This window comes from Janthinobacterium sp. GL_088, assembly GCF_057837845.1.
The window spans coordinates 2,046,196-2,065,097 of sequence record NZ_CM174453.1 but is presented as its reverse complement, the minus strand read 5'-3'; the positions used below and the strand labels follow the sequence as shown (position 1 = coordinate 2,065,097).

Genomic DNA, 18,902 nt, shown 5'->3' with positions numbered 1-18,902 from the left:
GATATTTCTGATGCACGGCATTGGCAGTACCCACAACACCGCGACACCGCGGAGGGACTGCCTGTTGACGCGACATTTCGGGGAACTCTATGACTCATCGTAGCACTGAAGCAGCATTGCCTGCTTCAACCGTGGCTGGCCAGCCAGCGTTGGCGCGTTTGCGCGCCCGCGCACAAGCCATTTCGGCACGTGGCGTATTGACCACGGCACAACACACACTGACAGTCTTCGGCATTTCCGCCCTGGCACTGATCGCCCTGCTGATGTTCCGCCCGGACCTGGGCAAACAACTGACGCACAGCCTGTTCCCGCTGCCGATGGCAGAGGCGCAAGCCGTTGAAGCGCCAGCACTGTCGGCACTGATGGAAGCGCCTGCTTCCGTGCAAACGGCCGCCGCCAGCGACGCACCGCTGAGCAAGGAAGAAAAAGCCTTGCTGGGCACGCAAAAGCAGCAGCAATGGGTCACCAACTGGCTCTCCAAGCGCTACCGCGTGGCCAACGATGCGACCAATATGCTCGTCTCGACGGCATACCTGACGGCCCGTGAAATCAAGCTGGACCCGCTGCTGATCCTGGCCGTGATGGCCATCGAATCGGGCTTGAACCCGTTCGCGGAAAGCCCCGTCGGCGCGCAAGGCTTGATGCAAGTCATGTCGAAAGTGCACCATGAGCGCTTCCAGGAAATGGGCGGCGTGCAAGCAGCCTTGAATCCGGTCGCCAACATCCGCGTCGGTTCCCTGATCCTGAAAGACTACGTCACGCGTGGCGGTTCCGTCGAAGCGGGCTTGAAAACCTATGTCGGCGCCGCCAACTTCGCCACCGACTCGGGCTACGGCTCGCGCGTGCTGGCCGAATATCGCCGCCTGAAACAAGTGTCCGCCGGCCAGCGCGTGCCAACCACGACGCCAGTGATGGCATCGAACACGCCAGCGCCAGCCAAAGCGCCAGCGCCGGAAAGCGGCATCACCATCAAAGTGCTGCCCCACAACGAGATCGCCGGCCTGTAGTAGCGCGCTCTTCCAACCTACTGCGCAGCCCGCTCTCGGGTCGGCGTTACTCGCTGTACTCCAGTACAGCTGCGTTACTCAACCCGACATCGGGCTTGCTCGCTACGGTTTGAAGAGGCGCCGATGCGTTAATGCGCAACACTCCGTGTCCAGTCCTAAAATAGGTTGACAGTATTTATTGCTGTAGAAACGCCCGATGCACCGCATCGGGCGTTTTGTATTGCAGGGCCGTATGCGGCCGTTCCTGGTTATAGATCCGCACCGATTGCGCCACCATTTTGCTCGCCTGTTTCAGGTCCGCAGGTCGATTCAGCAGGAACTCGCCTTTCAGAATGCCGTTGATACGTTCGGCCAGCGCATTCTGATAGCAGTCGTAGCCATCTGTCATGGAGCAAGTCAGTCCGTGACGACGATGAATTTCCTGATAGTAAGTAGAGCAATACTGGATGCCCCTGTCTGAATGATGGATCAGCGGCGTCTTGCGCTGTCGCGCTCGCAGTGCCATTTTCACGGCCTCGCTGACTTCCTCGGTTTGCAAGCTCGCGTGCACATGGTAGCCCACAATCTTGCGCGAGTATGCATCCGTCACCAAGCTCAGATAGACGAATTTTCCGGCGGTCGGGAGATACGTGATATCGGCTACCCACACCTGCTCCGGCTGCGTGGCAAACACTTGCCCCGGTCCCTCCTTGAGCAAGTTCGGATGGCGCCGGAAGCGGTGATGGCTGTTCGTGGTCTTGTGATAGGCCCGCTGCGGTTGTACCAGCAGCCACTCCTGCCGCAAGATGTCAAAGAGCCCATCGCGTCCCACTTTGATCTTTTCTCGGGAAAAGGCTGCACCGAGCATGCTGTGCAGCTTGCGCGTGCCGATGCGCGGCTGGCGCAGACGTATCGGCTGCACCAGTTTGACGACAGTTTGTGCCCTGTCCAGGCACTGTTGCTCGCGCTGACGGCGCTGGTAATAGGCTTGGCGACTGATGCCGACACAGCGGCAGGCCCGCTCGACGCTTAATCCTTCGACTTGCTTGCGCGCGATGACCTGCCCAAAGGCTTTTTTACCGGCACCCGGTACTCGTCACGCAGGACGTCGAGAACCGCTTCGAACAGCGCCGATTTCTGTCTTTCTTCCTTGAGTTGACGCTCCAACTCCTTAATGCGTTGCTCTGGCGTCAGTGGCTTGGTCGGCTTGTCTGTCATCATCGCGCTCCCTTGGCTTCGGCCCCGTGGATGCGTCCAATCCTGCAGGCCGTGTTTGCGACACCATACCAAAACTGTCGACCGACCCTGTATTCCGTAGCGTAGTTGCGCCTGCCTGTACGTCATCTCGCCTTTTTCCACCTGCTCGACAACGCTCAATTTAAAAGCCAGACTGTAATCGCGCTGGCTGCGCCTAAACCCTTGTTCCATTTGACACTCCATCTCTGCATCGAAAAAGTGTCAACTTATTCCAGGACGGGTCACCGACAGCAAAAAGGGCAGACTTTTCAGTCTGCCCTTTTTGCATCCATTGCGGCCTTCGCCGCTGGATCCATACCTATATTACTTGCGCTTGTTGGCGTTAACTTCTTCCTCGCGGAATTTCACTGCCAGTTTATCCAGCACGCCGTTCACATACTTGTGGCCGTCGATACCGCCAAACGACTTGGCCAGCTCGACCGCTTCGTTGATGACGACGCGGTACGGGATTTCCATGTTGTTCTTCAGCTCGAACGCGCCGATCAGCAGGATGCCGTGTTCGATGGGCGACAGTTCCGCGATATTGCGGTCGATCAATGGTGCCATGCTTTCGCGCAGCGCCAGCGAATCCTTGATGGCGCCGTACAGCAGCACCGTGAAATGATCGCCATCGGCCTTGTCGAAACCATGCGCGGCGCGAATATTGTTCACGACGGTGGTCGCGTCTTCATTGTTCAGCAGCCACTGGTACAAGCCCTGCAGCGCAAACTCGCGCGCGCGGTGACGCGGCGTGCGGTTTTTGCTGGGATTGGCGAGCAAATTTTTCTCAGTCATGATTGTTACCTGTTTTTAAGTACTTGTTCATTACAAATTCCGACGAGACACTGCGGCACGCTTTTAGGCAGCGCAGCCGCAATTCAAGCGTGCGTGAGAAGGATGTCAGGGCAAGGCGCGAGGCCGAAGACAGTACGAAAGTACGAAAGTACGGTGAGGCCTTGCAACGCAGCCATGGCATTCTTATCACACGCGCTTAATCTTCGTCGGTGTCCTGCAACTCTTCTAGCGCTTGCGCTAAATTAGCCATTTCCACTGCCACGCGTGCCGCTTCGGCTCCCTTGACCAGCATGCGCACTTCCGCCTGCTCGTCGTTTTCGGTCGTCAACACTGCGTTGGCGATCGGGATGCCGTAATCGAGACCGACGCGCGTGATGCCTGCGCCCGATTCGTTCGATACCAGCTCGAAGTGGTAGGTTTCACCGCGAATCACGGCGCCCAGTGCGATCAGGGCGTCGAATTGCTCGGTTTCCGCCATTTTTTGCAGAATCAGTGGGATTTCCAGGGCGCCCGGCACGGTCACGTGCAGGATATCTTCATCGGCCACGCCCAGCTTGCTCAACTCTTCCAGGCATGCCGACAGCAAGCCACCACCGACGATTTCATTGAATCGTGCCTGGACGATACCGACGCGCAAACCTTCGCCGGCAAAATTGGTTTCATATGCTCCTACTGTCATCATAAGCCTCTTTAATCTGGTGGTTCAGGGCGACACACACATGCCGCCATCGTTTACTCTCACATCGACGTCTGGCCTGGATGGCACTGAAAACCTGTTACTTCCAGGTCGAAACCGGCCATCGACGGCATCTTGCGGGGGCTGGCCAGCAATTGCATCTTGCTCACGCCCAGGTCGCGCAGGATTTGCGCGCCGATGCCGTAGCTGCGCAAGTCCATGCTGGCGGCGCGGCCTTTCGGCTTGGCTTGCGGCGTATCGAGCGCGGCGAACTGGGCAAACAGCTCGCTCGACGTCTCGCCGCAGTTCAGCAAGACCATCACACCCCGCTCGGCCTGCTTGATGGCGGCCATCGAGGCGGCCACCGTCCATGAGTGGGTGGTCGCTTCGCTTTCCAGCACGTCCAGCAAGGAAACGGGCTGATGCACGCGCACCAGCGCTTCCAGGCCGGGGGCCAGGTCGCCGTGCACGAGGGCCAGGTGGGCCGATGCGCTAGGCTTGTCGCGGAAGGCGATCAGGCGGAATTCGCCGTGCGCCGTATGCAGGGTACGCTCGGCAACGCGCTCGACCAGGGATTCCGTCTGGCTGCGGTAATGGATCAGGTCGGCAATCGTGCCGATTTTCAGGCCATGCTGCTCGGCAAATACCAGCAAGTCCGGCAGGCGCGCCATGGTGCCGTCATCCTTCATGATTTCGCAAATCACGGACGCGGGCGTCAGGCCGGCCATGGCCGTCAGGTCGCAACCGGCTTCCGTATGGCCTGCGCGCATCAGCACGCCGCCTTTTTGCGCTTTCAGCGGGAAGATATGGCCAGGCTGGACAATATCGCTGGGCTGCGTGCCCTTGGCAACCGCGACCTGGATGGTCTTGGCGCGGTCGGCTGCGGAAATGCCTGTCGTCACGCCTTCGGCAGCTTCGATGGAAACAGTAAAGTTGGTGCCGTAGGCGGTGCCGTTGCGCGACGTCATCATCGACAGGTTCAGCTCGTCGCAACGCTCTTCCGTCAGGGTCAGGCAGACCAGGCCACGCGCATGCGTGATCATGAAATTGATGGCTTCAGGCGTCACGAAATCGGCGGCAAGCACCAGATCGCCTTCATTTTCCCGGTCTTCTTCATCGACCAGTATCACCATGCGGCCGGCGCGTAATTCAGCGACGATCTCTTCGGTGCTGGATATAGACATTGTTCATCCTCGTATGACGCCTGGCCAAACCTGCTGCGCGTCGGTATAGGCGGCCTGCGATGCTCACCGTACCTTCGTACGGTTGCGCTTCTCGGCCACCTCTCCCTTCCGCTCGCGACGGTTTTGCCGGGCGTTGTTAGTGAAACTAAAAACTGCAACATCAAGTGCGAATATTCCTCAGATTTCCGGGAATTTTCTTATAACCTGCTATTTTAAAGGATTTAGCGCTTGCAGACCTGAAATAAGACAGCTTTGCGGCACGGATGCCGCAGCTAGTCCCGCAAAGCGCCCATTCCCTGATCCAGCGCACACGGCGGCGGCAAGGCGCGCGCCGCCGGCCTTGCAAAGAGCATAAGATCGGCCAGTCACCGTCACGGCGCTGACACCCCTCTCGCAGCGACACCCCACACAGGAGCGGCAACATGAAAACCAACGGATCGGCCATCTGGTCAGGCGGCATCAAGGACGGCAAGGGCGCCATCAGCACGCGCAGCGGCGCCCTGCAGGAATATCCCTACGGCTTTGCCAGCCGCTTCGAAGGCAAGCCCGGCACCAATCCCGAGGAATTGATCGGCGCTGCGCATGCGGGCTGCTTCACCATGGCCTTGTCGCTGATCCTCGGCGAAGCGGGCCTGACGGCGGAAAAGATGGAGACAACGGCCGAAGTCACCCTCGACAAGGTCGACGACGGCTTTGCCATCACGGCCGTCCATTTGATCCTGAAAGCAAAGATCCCGGGCGCCGACCAGGCAAAATTCGAGGAATTGACGGGCAAGGCCAAGGCCGGCTGCCCCGTGTCGAAGCTGCTTAAAGCCAACATTACCCTGGACGCCACCCTGCTGCCCTAGATTTTAGGCACGGGCTTGACGGGCGCCACGGCAGCGACGGGTGCCACCAGCGGCAGGCGCGAGTCGCTGGCCGGCAATGGCCGGTTCATCAACCCCGGATTCAGGGCTGCATTGTTCAGGTTATAGGCGGCAATGGCTGCCGCCACGGACGGGTCTTGCGATGACGGCGGCGGCACGGCCATGCCCGCGTTTTGCGCAGCCAGCTCTTGCGCCTGCGTATTTTGCCGGGCCAACTGGGCTTGCGCCGTCGCCAGGCCCGCATCGGCTTGCCCCTGCGCCGCACGCGCCAGCGACTGCGCCCGGTCACTGGCCGCCTGAGCCGCCATTTGCGCATCGCTGGCGGCCAGTTGCGCCCGCGCCACATCATCCGCCGCCGCTTGCGCCTGTTGCTGCAATCCCTGCTGCTGCACTTGCCCCTGGCGCAGTTCGTCCACGCGCGCAGTCTCCTGCTGCTTCGCCTGCTGATCGGTATTGATGCGTTCGCTGTCGATGCGCTGGGTATCGACGCGCTGCTTGTCCGCGCGCTGCGCCTGCAGTAGTTCCGCTGCATCGGCGGCGGCTTGCGCCGACGGCTGCGGCCGCAGCTCCTGCAAGTCCAGGTTCAGTTCTTCCGCTTCCAGCTGCTGCTGCAGTTCCAGTTGCCGCTGCGCAATGGCGATCGTCTGCGGCGGCGCCTCGTCGACGACCTGCGGCGGCGCGTCCTGCAAGGCTTGCGCGGCACTGGACGGCAGTGTTTCACCTGTCAAATCCGCTTCGACATTGCTCGCCAGCGGCGCGCCCTGCTGCCGGGCCAGCACGGCACCCACCTGCGCCAGCACATCCGTTCCCTGTTGCAAGGCGTCCAGAGTGGCATTGCTGTCGGCCGCATACGCGGCCTGCAACGTTGCAGCATCGACATCTTCATTGCGCAGATCGATGCCGATGCGGGCCAGCTGCGCTTGCGTAAGCAAGTTGCCGTCCTGCGCCAGCGCGGCGGCCGCATCCGTCGTGCCATCGCCCGACAGCAAATCGTAGCGCTGCGCCAGGCTGCCCGGCGTATCGCCGGCCGTCGCCAGCTGGCTGGCATCGATGCCGCTCGTTTGCAGCTGGGCGAACGATTCCGTCAGCTGCCGCGCCAGCGCCAGCAAGTCGTCATTGACATTCACGGGGGTATTGGCGGCCTTGGCTTCCTCCGTGGCGCCCTGCAAGGCCAGCAGTTGCCGGCGCGACAAGGCCACGCCGGACAGGAACTGGCCCAGCGGGGAGATATCGACCTGGGTCGATGACTGAATGGCAAGGGCCGCCGCCGCGCCGGACGGCGGCACGGGCAGTGCAGGTGCCAGCGGCGCCAGCGGCGCCAGCGGAACCGTCTCGCCCACGCGGGACGTGGCCGGGATGGTGTTGGGCACGGTTGCGCGCGAAATCGGGTCCATGGCTAGCCTCCACTGCGGAAAGCTTCATAGTATGCGCGTCTGCAAGAAAAGCAACACACGCTTGGCAGGGCGCAAAGGCCGGCAGGTGTGTTGCTCTTTTCAGCTACCGTATCAGGCGGCAGCCTTGTCCAGCGACAACATGCGCTCGACATAGCGGGCGATCAGGTCGATTTCCAGGTTGACCTTGCCATCGACCGTCAAGTGTTTCAAGGTCGTCATGGCGATCGTGTGCGGAATCAGGTTGATCGAGAAGCGGCAGCCGTTGACGGCGCCCGCGCCCAGGTCTGCCACTCTGTTGACGGTCAGGGACACGCCATTGACGACGACGGAACCTTTGAAGGCCAGGTATTTCGCCAGTTCATGCGGCGCTTCGATGACCAGCTCCCACGATTCGCCCACGGCTTCGAACTTGCGCACGATACCCAGGCCATCGACGTGGCCGGACACCAGGTGGCCGCCCAGGCGCTCGGCCAGGGTCAGGGCTTTTTCCAGGTTCACTTCCGTGGTGGTATCGAGACCCACGGTGCAATTGAGGCTTTCGCGCGAGACATCGACGGCAAAGCCCGTGTCCGATTTTTCCACCACCGTCATGCAGGCGCCATTGATGGCGATGGAGTCGCCCAGGGCCACATCGGCCAGCGGCAAGCCGCCCGCATGGATGTTCAGGCGCACGCCTGCGTCGAGGCCGCCGTCGAGTGCTTGCACGGTTTCAATCTTGCCGATGGCGGCAACAATTCCTGTAAACATGAACTAACCCTATAAAAGTGTGAAGTATTAATTGCGCTGGGCGAATCTTGCAAGGATACGCACATCTTCGCCCACTTGCTGAACCTGGTGAAATTGCAAAGTGCGCTGTTGCTTGATATCCGTCAAGGCGGGCAAGGCAAACATGCCTTGCGCGTCGCCCAGCAAGGTGGGCGCCAGGTAGACCAGCAGCTCGTCGACGCAGCCTTCGCGGATCAGCGAGCCGTTCAGTTTGGCGCCGGCCTCGACGTGGACTTCATTGCATTGCCGGCGTCCCAGTTCCAGCATCAGCGCGGCCAGATCGACCTTGCCGTCCTCGTTCGGCAGCAGGATGACTTCCGCGCCCAGGGCGCGCAGCTGCGCTTCCTTTTCCGGATTGGCAACTGCCGCCACGATCCACGTGCCGCCGCCAGCAAGGATGCGCGCGTCGAGGCTGATGTCGAGCCGGCTGTCGACGACGATGCGGCGCGGCTGGCGCGGCGTCTCGACGGCGCGCACGTTCAATTGCGGATCGTCCGCCTTGACCGTGCCGATGCCCGTCAGGATGGCGCAGGCGCGCGCGCGCCAGGCGTGGCCATCGGCGCGCGCCTCTGGCCCCGTGATCCACTGGCTCTGGCCATTGTGCAAGGCCGTCATGCCGTCCAGGCTGGCAGCCGTTTTCATGCGCACCCACGGCTTGCCGCGCTGCATGCGCGAAAAGAAGCCGATATTCATTTCATAAGCCTCGTCGGCCAGCACATCCGTGGTGACGGCGATGCCGGCCGCTTGCAGCTTGGCCAGTCCCTGCCCCGCCACCAGCGGGTTCGGGTCCGTCATGGCGGCCACGACGCGGCCCAGCCCCGCGCGCACGAGCGCATCGGAGCATGGCGGCGTGCGGCCGTGATGGTTGCACGGCTCCAGGGTGACATAGGCGGTGGCGCCGCGCACGTCGTTGCCGCGCGCCGCCGCATTGGCCAGCGCTTGCACCTCGGCATGATCCTGCCCGGCCGCCTGCGTCACGCCAGCGCCGATCACCTGGCCATCCTTGACGATGACGCAGCCGATGCGGGGATTGGGCGAGGTCGTGTACAAACCGCGCGCCGCCCATTCCAGCGCCAGGCGCATGCCATCGATATCGTTGAGTGTTTCCACGGGCTTCTTTGCTTGAAGGTGAGTAATTGATAAGTCGTGCTACGAACTGTCGGCCACGCCGCTGCAATTGGCCGCCTGCTGCTGCGGATCGCACACGCGCACCCTGCCCAGCATATTGATTTTAATATGCCGCACCTGCTTTCCCAAAGCCAGGGACAAGGTACCCCAGCGCGCCGCCAGGCTATTGGTCGCGCTGCAACTGCGTCCTGCGCCATTGTAGGCGATATAAAACGGCGCCGTGGCCGAGGAAAACGCGAACTGGGCCGTGATGCCCTCCGGCAGCGGCCCCTGGCGGAACAGCAATTCGTCATCGCCATCGAACACGAGGTTGGCATTGCGGTCGATGAAGATCAGCCAGCCCGTGCGCCAGTCCACGCCACCGGGCCCGGCCGGCACCAGCAGCACGCGTTGTCCCCGTGCCATCGCCTGCGCCCGCGTCAGTTCGATGGCCGAGAACAAGTCGGTCGCCGCCGCGCGCACCTGCTGGCGCGCCAGCAGGTGCAGCAAGCTGGGCATGGCAGCGGCCGCCAGCAGCGCGGCAATCGCCAGCACGGCCAGCAATTCGAGCATGGTGTGTCCGAGGGTACGGCCGAGGGTGCGCCCGAATTTGTGCCTGCTCCTCGGTAGCCGCTTGCGTGTGGCCATGGTTTAGGGCCAGCAATGGCTGGTCGGGCCGCTGCTGCCGCGCTGGCCCGTGCTGTTCAAGGACAGCACGCCGCAATCGGCATCCTGGAACTGCGCATCAACCTTGGACGTGCCCGGCATGGCGCGCAACAGTACGCATTGCCCGATCGTCAGGCCGGGACAGGCCAGCGCCTCGATTTCATACGCGCTGCCAGCCGCGCCCCCTTCGCCCGACCACCATGGAAATTGCTGCGACTGCTGCGCCGGCGATGCCGAGGAAAAGGCCAGATAGCGGTTATTTTGCGAGTAATAGCGCTCCTGCTGCTGCATCAGGCGCAGCAGGGCCGCCTGTCCCTGCACCCGCTTGGCACGCACGACATGGCTGTGATAAGCGGACACGGCCAGCGCCAGCAGCAGGCTCATGATCGCCAGCGCGGACAGCAGCTCGATCAGGCTGAAGCCCTGCGGGTTGGCAGCAGGAGTTCCACCGTTCGCAGCGAACCCATTCCGCCTTGCCAGCGTCCCCATGCGATCTCCCTCTTTCCCAAAAAGCGCCAGCCGGTACGATGCGTGTGCCTTGCCTGGGCCTATTTTTTCTTGGCCGCCTCGTGCAATTCGCGCCAGTTCGCCACTTCGCGCCAGCTCAGGCGCCGGGCCGGCAGCGGCGCGCTGACGACCTTGAGCACTGCCCCGCTGGTCGCGCCGGGCAAGCCAGGCTGCAGCACGGCCAGTTCCTTGCGCCCCTCGGCCCGCCCGGTGGCCGTGGCGGCACCCACCGTGCTGTTCAGCTCCAGCGCCAGCGGCGGCGCGCGCGCCAGGCCATCGAACAAGCGTCCCGTCTGCTCGCCCGCTTGCACGACACCGGCGCCATCGGCGGCAAAGCCGTTCAGCACATCGAGCACGTACAGGCGCGTGGCCGGCCTGGCGCAAGGATCGCGCCCCGGCAGGACGGTGTTGAACAGCACCTTGCCGGCGGCCAGTACGGGACTGCTGATGCTGCGTTCGCCCGTCTGCGCGGTATCGAGGAAATCGAGGTACCAGCCGCGCATGGCGTCGCTGCCCGTATAGCGCAGTTCGGCGCCGTCGACGCGCAGGCCGCCCAGCGCTTCGCCCAAGCTGCGCTGTTCCAGGTCGGCCCGGCTGCGCGTGGGCGAACTTGCCCGCACATCGTCGTGCACGGCGTAAAACGACTGCGACAGGAAGGCGTCGGGCCAGGTATCGGCCGCTTCGACCAGCTTGCCCGTGCCGAACAGCAGCAGATAGCCGCCACCGGGCGCGTACGCAACGCTCAGCTGCTGCGTCACGGGCTGGCGCCGGCCCTGGGTATCGCGCGCAACAAAGACGAGCTTGCGTCCTTGCCCGTCCTTCCACGGCGGTCCGCCAGTCATGTCGAGGCGCCAGATATTGCCCTGCAAATCGCCCACATACAGATAAGCCAGCGCGCCATCGCTGCCCGGCACCACGGCGGGCGAACCCAGCGCGTGTGGGACGGCGTCGGTGCCCGCATCAGTGTCATGGCCGCCATCGTTAATACCGCCACCGCTGGCCACAGGCACCTTGAGACGGAAGTAATTACTTCCCAACGTCCATGGCGTGCCGGGCGCCTTGTCCAGCGCCAGCAGGAAGAGGGCGGCCGCCGCGGCGGGCACCGTCGTGTCCTTGCCGTCGTTGACATGGTTGTTGTAGCCGCTGGCGACGATGGCAAAGTCGCGGTAGGCTGGCGCGCCCTCCTTGCCGCCCATGTTGATGCGGGCAAACGCGGGCGGCGCGCGCACGTTACCCATCAGCCTGTCGTCGCGGTCCGTAAACTCCCACAGCGCCCCGTCCTGCGCGAAGCGGGCCTGATCGGTGATGTCGAGCGCAAACACGCCTTGCGCTCCGCCACCCATACCCGACACCAGCACCGTCTTCCAATGTCCGAGCGCCAGCACTTCCGCCGTGGCTGCAGCGCCGTCGAGCAGCGGGCCGGGGCTGTAGTGAGTGCTCGCAGCGGCTGGAGCAAGGTGCAGCAGGGCTTGCGGCAGATAGGCAAACACTTCGCTGCCCGTGCGCGCATCGAAGGCATGCAGCAAACCGTCGTTGGCGCCAAGGTAGAGCATTTTGCGCCGCTGCAGCAGCGCCTGGCGGTGCAAGCCATAGCCGGCGCCCGGCATGCCCAGTCCGGGCGCGCCCACGTACAGCAAATTGCCGTAGGGCGCCGCCCCCAGACTGCCTGACCTGCGCCGCAGAAATCCGCCCGGCTGGCCCACCTCGTGCGTGCGCTGGCCCAGCAGGTACGCCAGGCGCGCTTCCCCTCGCCCATCGCCGCCGTCGAATGCGCCGCGCTGTTCCGCATCGAGCCGCTTCCAGGCCAGCGGCATCAGGGCGCCCTTGGCGTCGAGCGTATAGACGGTTCGCAAGGACGCGGGCGTGCCATCCGGCACGGGCTTCTCTTGTCCGCCAGCGGTCCACGATGACTTACCGGGAAGCAGTGCCCCATCGGCGCCCACGGCAAACGCGGTGCGCGACAAGGTCATGCTGCCATCGGCCAGGCGCATCTGCGTCTGGAACCAATATGCCTCTTCCGTCCCGCTGGCCAGCGCCATCAGGGCCGGCCCGGCGAGCGTCGCCGGCAAGGTAGCCTTGTCGGCGACAGCAAAAGCCGCGCGCAGTCCCGCGATCAAGGCGGCCGGATCGCTGCCGGGCAAATAATGGGCTGGCCAGCGGCCGTCCAGGCTCCATTCATCGAACGCGCTGCCCGTTGCGCTCATGAAGGGATTCGCGTCGCCGTTCGCATCGAGAAAACCGCCATATTTGGCCGTCAGCAGCAAGGGTGTGGTGACGGGAGTGGCGGCAGATTCGCCCGCCGGATCGCCCTGGCGCAAGTCGCCCGCATAGTGCTCGACCTTGGCAAGGCCGTCGCTCTTGCCAGGACGCAGGGCCTGCACGTGCGACCAGTAGGCAAGGCCTGCCGCATGGTAGCTGGCGCCGCCCGCTCCGTCGGCCAGCCATTCCAGCGCCGCCAGTTCGGGCCGTGGCGCGGGATTGCCTTGCGCGCCGCCACTTTCCAGGCTGCCCACCGCATGTGTCCAGGCCATCGCATCGAACGGCGGCGGCGCAAAGCCATCGGCGGCGCGGGCGCGGTCGCCGCTTGATGCGGCAGTGTGCGGGACATTGCCGGGCACGTAACGGTCGCCCGCCATGCCCGCATCGCCGAGACTGACGACGACATGGCGCTGGCAACTGGCCGTTTGCGGGTCGCTCCACGCAATCACGACCGGCAAGCCGTCGTCGATGGCGGGCGGGGCCGTGGCGGGTGGCACGACGGCGCTCGCTTGCCGCCCCTGCAGGTAACGCAACGACTCGTACAACAATTCGGCCAGCGGCGCCGCGCTGGCGTACGCGCCGGGATGCCCGGCGTTGCCGCGGCCCAGGCCATTGATGTAAGCGGTCACCCCGCCGCCAGGACCGGCGCTCTGGAACACATACACACCGGTGGCGGGATTCCATTCCTCGCCGGCATTGTCGTGCGGCATAAAATCAGGCCCCGTCCAGCGTTGCCTGCCCACGTGGGCCAGCGGCGCGCGCAGCACGCCGCCATACACGGGGCCGGCGCCGGAGCTCACGCCGTTCAAATGGCCAAACACGCCCACGCGCACCCTGCCGCCATGGCGCTGCACGGCGCCCACGGGCTTGTAGTTCTTGCCGTACGCGAGGCATAAATCGTCGCGCAGCGGTCCTTCTTGCGTGTCGCAGACGCGCACGCGCGCGAGGAACACGCCGTGCGTGGCAGCAACGCCGGGCGCGTCGCAATTGCCGCCCGGGGGCAAGCTGGCGTCGCCGAACAGCAGGCGGTTACGGCAGGAAACGATGGCCAGTTGCGCCAGAGCAAACGGTGTCGCTGCCGCCACGCCTGTCTGCAGAACCTTGCGGGGGAAAAAGACGGGGTGGGCAAAGAAGTCGATGGGACCGTCTGCATCCGGTAAATAAGCACGCTGCAGCACCGTCTTGTGCACTTCGTCGATGACGCGGTCGCCACCCGTCAGCGCATAGCGGACGAGGTCGAGCATGCTGATGCTGGCCCAGTTGAGAAAGTTGCCGCTAAAACTGTCGCCGCCGCAGCCGTGCAGCGCATCGGCCGGCTTCAGCACGGAGAAGTAAGCGGTCGCTACGCGCAAGTCCGGCAGCATGACGCCATCCTTGCTGCGGTACGGATAGCTGTAGCACATGCGCGCATGGAAGTAACCGAGGTACTCGCGCTGCGGCGCATAGTCGCCGCCATGCGCGGCAGCGACCGCCGCATGCGTGAAAGACAGGTTGAGCAGCAGATTTGGCGGCACCCTGGCGCCGTACAAACCTGCGTCGGCCCGTGCCAGCGCCACAGGAGGTGCGGCCGCGGCAAGGGCGCCGCCGCAAGCCAGGAAAATCCAGCCGAGCAATAGCCAGGCAAACGACAAAGCCCTCATGGCCCCGCTCCCGCCGCCTGCTTGCGATAATAACTTTGCAGCACGACTTGCGTGCTTTCCTGCACGCCAAAACCGATGACCGTGATGCGGTACACATAGCTTTCCGTCACCAGGCCGCCAGCGACTGCCGTGGCCTGCGCGCCGGGCGGATGAAACGGCAGCAGTTCGATCAGGTAGCGGGGCCGGCGCGACGGCAGGAAGCCCTGCCCCGTCTGCATGACGGCGCCCGTAAACTGGCCATACGGCACCGTGCGACTACCCGCTTCGGCGCCATCGAGGTCCGTGCTCAGCCAGAGCGCCGGCGCCTCCGGGGCTGCTGGCAGACACAGGCCCAGCGCCCCTCCGTCGCCGCAGCCGTCCTCAAACCCGGCCGCACTGCCTGGCGCGAAGAGGCTGCTGCGCCCGGGCGCACCGGGCAAGCCTTCGATATCATTTTGCGCATCCATCAATGCTTCCTCCGCCGCCTGAAACGCGATCTGCCGGTCGCGCTCGCCGCGTGCCGCCTTTTCGCCCTGCAAGGCCATCTGCGCCGCCGATATGCCCAGCAGCAAAATGATCACCAGCAGGCACAGCACATACACGAGCGTGGCGCCACCGCGGCGCGCACGAGATGCGCAACAAGGTAGGCAACGGCGGACGCCCGCGCCGGCCATCGCGCCGCCCGCCTAAGCCGGTCCGTTGCGCAGCATGATGCTCGTCTGCACCAGTTGCCGCAGCCGCGAACGCGTCGCGGCAGGCAGGGACGCGCGCGCGATGCGCACGCCCATGTCGCCGGCGCCGTGCGCCTCGGCATACGCTTTGCCGAACAGGTCGAACTGCGTCGGCCCCAGTTCCGCCATCTTGTCCGCCTGGCCCGCCTCGCCATGCAACAACAACGCCACGCGCACGCTGGCCACGCGCTTCCAGTGCGTGCGGCGGTGAAAATCACGCTGGCGCGCGGCCGCATCCGCCCCCTCCAGCACCAGCGCCGCATCGTCGGCGTCGAGTGCGCTGGCGTTGACATATCGGTTCGCCACGCCGTCGGGAGGCGTATCCGTGTCGAGGCCATACAGCACCTGGAAGCCGTCGACGCCACGGATGATGGCGTCCGCGCCCCAGCCGTTCGCGCCCCGGTATTTGCAGCGCAGCTCGCCCTCGCCATCGGCGCCTTGCGCTACATAGAAAATGCTCCACCCCCGCTGCGCCTGCGTTTGCGCGGCGCCCACGCCAAAGCCCGCGCAATTGAGCACGGAGCCGTCGCCGCCCTCTTCCTTGCCGGCGCCGTAATAGCGCAGGGCCAGCACGTCGCTGCCATGCGGGGCGCCGGGCAAAGCGCCACTGATGCCTTCGCTGTTCTTGCCCAGGCTGCGCGCGTCGAGCCCGGCGACGTTGGCGCTGTCGAAATCGGCATGGGCGACGGGCGCGGCGCTGCTGTCCCAGTTCACGTACGCCGTCTGGCGCACGGCGCGGGCGATGGTGTCGAGCGCATAGCGGCCGTTGTCGTCAAGGCGCGCGCTGGCGGACTGGTCGCCATAACTGCCGCTGGCCGCCAGCAGCACGCTACTGGCGGCCAGCATCAGCAGCGCGCCCAGCGACAGGGACACCAGCAATTCGACCAGGCTCATGCCAGGCTGCCGGCGCAGGACAGTATTCATGCGCCGCCTCCGCCCAGCTGGAATGCCAGTCTGGGCAGCGACTCGCCTGCCGCATTCTCGGCGGGCGAGCCATCGGGCAAGCGGCCGCGCCAGCCCAGCTTGATGACGATGGGTGCGCCCTTGCCGCCGCTGCAGGCCCACTGCAAGCCTTGGGCGGCGGCATCCCACGCGGAAGTGTCACGGCAAATGCGCAGGCGCGCGCCGGGCAAGGCCGCATGCAGCCGCTGCTGCCATTCGGCGATGTCGAATTGCGCCAGCTCGGCCGCGCTGCAGGCGGTGGTGCCGAAGCAGTCAGGCGCACCGCCGCCCGCTTCGGCGTCGTCCGCCGCCGCGTAGGCCACGTTCAGGTAGGGGTTGCCCGTATCCGGGCCATGCATGAGCACGCTGTTTGCGCGCATGCGCTCGGCCATGCCGGCCGCCAGTTGCACGCCCGCCGACAACAGCGCCGACTCATGGCGCGCGCGCAGGGAGTTCAGTTGCAGGATGCTGGCACCGAGCATACCCAGCGCCAACAGCAGCAGCGACACCAGCACCTCGACGAGGCTGCTGCCACCCGCAGGAAACATAGTGCGACCGCCCTTGCCCATGCGCTACTCCCTTCCGCAGACAGAGTCGCAGGAACAGGCGGCCCAGCTACAAGATAGGCGTGCGCAAAAAGCCGGGTCTGCGCTAGCGCAAACAGCACGGCGATAAGGTGAGAAGAACAGCGTTGGTGTTGATCAGGCCGCTTGCCAGGCGCGCGCTGGCATGGTGAAAACGGGGCACATGAGCGGCCCCGTTGTCGGCAAAGTGAACGTCAGAGTGCGTCAGGGCTTGCGCGCCTGCCCCACTTCGGCGATCGCGTCCTGGAATTCGGCCAGGTCTTCGAAGTTCTTGTAGACGGAGGCGAAGCGGATGTAGGCGATCTTGTCGAGGCGCTTCAGTTCCTGCATGACGAGTTCTCCGATATAGCCGGAATCGACTTCGCGCAATCCGCTGGTCAGCAGTTTTTCCTGGATGGATGCGATGGCCGTATCCACAGAGGCGGCCGCGACGGGACGCTTGCGCAAGGCCAGCATCAAACTGCCGCGCAACTTATCCGCAGCGAACTCCGTCCGGCTGCCATTCTTTTTGACGACGGCCGGCATGATAAGTTCAATGCGCTCGTAGGTGGTAAAACGCTTGTCGCATTTGCCGCAGCGGCGGCGGCGCCGAATGGCATCCCCTTCCTCCGATACGCGCGTATCGAGAACCTGGGTGTCGCCGTGCTGGCAAAATGGACATTTCATGGGCTGGCTACAACTTTATAGTAATAATTACGGGAAATCGCCGCCCTTGTACAAAGGGCGCCCGAATCACTCCGGGCGCCCTTGGGCACGAAGGAATGTGTCATACAGAATCTTACTCCGTATGACACATTCTGGACAAATAATTATGCTGCGTACACAGGGTGCGCGTCGGCCAGGACTTTCACGGCCGCTTTGACGCGCTCGATGGTGGCGGCGTCATGCGGATTGTCCAGCACGTCGGCGATCAGGTTGCCCACTTCTTCCGCTTGCGCTTCCTTGAAACCGCGCGTCGTCATCGCCGGGCTGCCCAGGCGGATGCCCGAGGTGACGAATGGTTTTTGCGGGTCGTTCGGGATGCCGTTCTTGTTGCAGGTGATGTGCGCGGAACCGAGGATGGCTTCGGCTTCCTTGCCCGTCAGGTTCTTGGCGCGCAGGTCGACCAGCATGACGTGCGATTCGGTGCCGCCGGAAACAATGCGCAGGCCGCGCTTGATCAGGGTTTTCGCCAGCACGTCGGCGTTCTTGATCACTTGCTTCTGGTATTCGACGAACTCAGGACTCAGCGCTTCCTTGAAGGCGACAGCCTTGCCGGCGATCACGTGCATCAGCGGGCCGCCCTGGATGCCAGGGAAGATGGCCGAGTTGATGGCTTTTTCGTGTTCGGCCTTCATCAGGATGATACCGCCGCGCGGGCCGCGCAACGATTTGTGCGTGGTCGAGGTGACGAAGTCGGCGAACGGCACCGGGTTCGGGTACAGGCCGGCGGCGATCAGGCCGGCGTAGTGGGCCATGTCGACCATGAAGTAGGCGCCAACTTCCTTGGCAATCTTGCCGAAGCGTTCAAAGTCGATCTTTTTCGAGAACGCGGAGGCGCCGGCGATGATCAGTTTTGGCTTGCGTTCGCGGGCCAGGCGTTCCATCGCCTCGTAGTCGATGTCTTCTTCCGCCGTCAAACCGTAGGAGACGACGTCAAACCATTTGCCGGACATGTTCAGCGGCATGCCGTGGGTCAGGTGGCCGCCTTCGGCCAGCGACATACCCATGATCAGGTCGCCTGGTTTCAACATGGCGAAGAACACGCCCTGGTTCGCCTGCGAGCCGGAGTTCGGCTGCACGTTCGCGCATTCGGCGCCGAACAGCTGTTTCACGCGGTCGATGGCCAGTTGCTCGGCCACGTCGACGTATTCGCAGCCACCGTAGTAGCGCTTGCCTGGGTAGCCTTCGGCATATTTATTCGTCAGCTGCGAGCCTTGCGCTTCCATTACGGCTGGCGACGTGTAGTTCTCCGACGCGATCAGTTCGATATGGTCGTGCTGGCGCGTATTCTCTTTTTGAATGACGGCGAACAATTCAGGATCGACGTTGGCGAGGTTGTGATCTTTTGCAAACATGTAAAAACTCCAAGTATGAGGGTGCTTGTACTGGCAGGTTGGATCGAATGAGGGGAGCCGGCGTTAAGTGAATAACAACATTGGACAGGCAGCCTCTTCGTGCTTTTCCATAGTGGCTACCCAGGCGAACGGCTGATGAAAAATCTCACGTTTCCCGGTGGATGCCCACCTTTCGCCGGTTTGCCGATCGCCATTCATGGAGATCGCCCGACTTTTCGCCAGTCACGTGAGACGTAATGGAAGCCAAATTGTAAGTTAAGTGCCCAAATTGAGCAAGGAATGCAACCGTGCGGCTATAATCGCCGCGCGCCACCGCAGACCGGGCGCGGCCACAGGCCGCCCCAGGGGATGACTGCGGCTTTTAAGCTGGGCTTAAACCTGGCCATGGCATGTAAGCGTATGTTACGAAGCTTGCCATTGCACACGCCGGATTTACAATGCTGCGGTGCAACTTATATGCAGCTTTTGCATGGCTTTCCAGCAAGCGCCCACAGTCACAAGAAGAAAAATCGCGTAAAATGTTGCTCA

Annotated in this window: 16 protein-coding genes, 1 pseudogene and 1 riboswitch; of the genes and pseudogenes, 2 read left to right on the top strand and 15 right to left on the bottom strand. The window is 63.6% G+C overall.

What is annotated here, in order from left to right; all coding sequences use genetic code 11:
* The first annotated feature begins 89 nt into the window (after positions 1–89).
* A complete protein-coding gene (locus AC3IQ7_RS09405) occupies positions 90–1,007 on the top strand; it encodes a transglycosylase SLT domain-containing protein (protein ID WP_199534502.1) in 918 nt (305 codons plus the stop codon).
* A gap of 175 nt (positions 1,008–1,182) precedes the next feature.
* Here AC3IQ7_RS09405 and AC3IQ7_RS09400 read toward each other — a convergent pair.
* From AC3IQ7_RS09400 to ribBA, 4 genes and pseudogenes are all read right to left on the bottom strand, one after another.
* A pseudogene (locus tag AC3IQ7_RS09400) lies at positions 1,183–2,414 on the bottom strand (IS3 family transposase).
* A 132-nt stretch (positions 2,415–2,546) separates the two neighbouring features.
* Positions 2,547–3,017, bottom strand: coding sequence for a transcription antitermination factor NusB (gene nusB / locus AC3IQ7_RS09395; RefSeq protein ID WP_034759129.1), 471 nt, complete (start codon positions 3,015–3,017; stop codon positions 2,547–2,549).
* Positions 3,018–3,213: 196 nt separating this feature from the next.
* On the bottom strand, positions 3,214–3,696 hold the full coding sequence (gene ribH / locus AC3IQ7_RS09390; protein ID WP_034759563.1) for a 6,7-dimethyl-8-ribityllumazine synthase: 483 nt from the start codon (positions 3,694–3,696) through the stop codon (positions 3,214–3,216).
* Between the two features lie 59 nt (positions 3,697–3,755).
* Entirely contained in the window at positions 3,756–4,877 is a 1,122-nt protein-coding gene (gene ribBA, locus AC3IQ7_RS09385; protein WP_099380459.1) for a bifunctional 3,4-dihydroxy-2-butanone-4-phosphate synthase/GTP cyclohydrolase II, read from the bottom strand.
* 422 nt (positions 4,878–5,299) lie between these two features.
* Between ribBA and AC3IQ7_RS09380 the strand changes: the two genes are divergently transcribed.
* Entirely contained in the window at positions 5,300–5,725 is a 426-nt protein-coding gene (locus tag AC3IQ7_RS09380; RefSeq protein ID WP_034759136.1) for an OsmC family protein, read from the top strand.
* Here AC3IQ7_RS09380 and AC3IQ7_RS09375 read toward each other — a convergent pair.
* From AC3IQ7_RS09375 to glyA, 11 genes are all read right to left on the bottom strand, one after another.
* Positions 5,722–7,137 carry a hypothetical protein gene (locus tag AC3IQ7_RS09375; protein WP_489209161.1) on the bottom strand — a complete coding sequence of 472 codons (1,416 nt, stop codon included), beginning with the start codon at positions 7,135–7,137 and terminating at the stop codon, positions 5,722–5,724. The genes AC3IQ7_RS09380 and AC3IQ7_RS09375 overlap by 4 nt on opposite strands.
* A gap of 111 nt (positions 7,138–7,248) precedes the next feature.
* On the bottom strand, positions 7,249–7,884 hold the full coding sequence (locus AC3IQ7_RS09370; RefSeq protein ID WP_489209159.1) for a riboflavin synthase: 636 nt from the start codon (positions 7,882–7,884) through the stop codon (positions 7,249–7,251).
* Between the two features lie 27 nt (positions 7,885–7,911).
* On the bottom strand, positions 7,912–8,985 hold the full coding sequence (gene ribD / locus AC3IQ7_RS09365; RefSeq protein WP_489210418.1) for a bifunctional diaminohydroxyphosphoribosylaminopyrimidine deaminase/5-amino-6-(5-phosphoribosylamino)uracil reductase RibD: 1,074 nt from the start codon (positions 8,983–8,985) through the stop codon (positions 7,912–7,914).
* 66 nt (positions 8,986–9,051) lie between these two features.
* Positions 9,052–9,582: a GspH/FimT family protein gene (locus AC3IQ7_RS09360; RefSeq protein WP_322429146.1), complete on the bottom strand. Its 531-nt coding sequence runs from the start codon at positions 9,580–9,582 to the stop codon at positions 9,052–9,054.
* 78 nt (positions 9,583–9,660) lie between these two features.
* Positions 9,661–10,164: a type IV pilin protein gene (locus AC3IQ7_RS09355; RefSeq protein WP_489209157.1), complete on the bottom strand. Its 504-nt coding sequence runs from the start codon at positions 10,162–10,164 to the stop codon at positions 9,661–9,663.
* Positions 10,165–10,223: 59 nt separating this feature from the next.
* Complete coding sequence (locus AC3IQ7_RS09350) at positions 10,224–14,081, bottom strand: pilus assembly protein (RefSeq protein ID WP_489209155.1); 3,858 nt, start codon at positions 14,079–14,081, stop codon at positions 10,224–10,226.
* A complete protein-coding gene (locus AC3IQ7_RS09345) occupies positions 14,078–14,662 on the bottom strand; it encodes a pilus assembly PilX family protein (protein ID WP_489209153.1) in 585 nt (194 codons plus the stop codon). The genes AC3IQ7_RS09350 and AC3IQ7_RS09345 overlap by 4 nt, the downstream gene beginning before the upstream one ends.
* Positions 14,663–14,746: 84 nt before the next feature.
* Complete coding sequence (locus tag AC3IQ7_RS09340) at positions 14,747–15,715, bottom strand: PilW family protein (RefSeq protein ID WP_489209151.1); 969 nt, start codon at positions 15,713–15,715, stop codon at positions 14,747–14,749.
* Positions 15,712–16,302 (bottom strand): type IV pilus modification protein PilV, encoded by a 591-nt coding sequence (gene pilV / locus AC3IQ7_RS09335; protein ID WP_489209149.1) that lies wholly within the window; start codon positions 16,300–16,302, stop codon positions 15,712–15,714. The genes AC3IQ7_RS09340 and pilV overlap by 4 nt, the downstream gene beginning before the upstream one ends.
* Positions 16,303–16,521: 219 nt before the next feature.
* Entirely contained in the window at positions 16,522–16,983 is a 462-nt protein-coding gene (gene nrdR / locus AC3IQ7_RS09330; RefSeq protein ID WP_034759169.1) for a transcriptional regulator NrdR, read from the bottom strand.
* A 143-nt stretch (positions 16,984–17,126) separates the two neighbouring features.
* Complete coding sequence (gene glyA / locus AC3IQ7_RS09325) at positions 17,127–18,374, bottom strand: serine hydroxymethyltransferase (RefSeq protein ID WP_035826086.1); 1,248 nt, start codon at positions 18,372–18,374, stop codon at positions 17,127–17,129.
* A gap of 111 nt (positions 18,375–18,485) precedes the next feature.
* Positions 18,486–18,610, bottom strand: a riboswitch (ZMP/ZTP riboswitch).
* Positions 18,611–18,902: the final 292 nt, after the last annotated feature.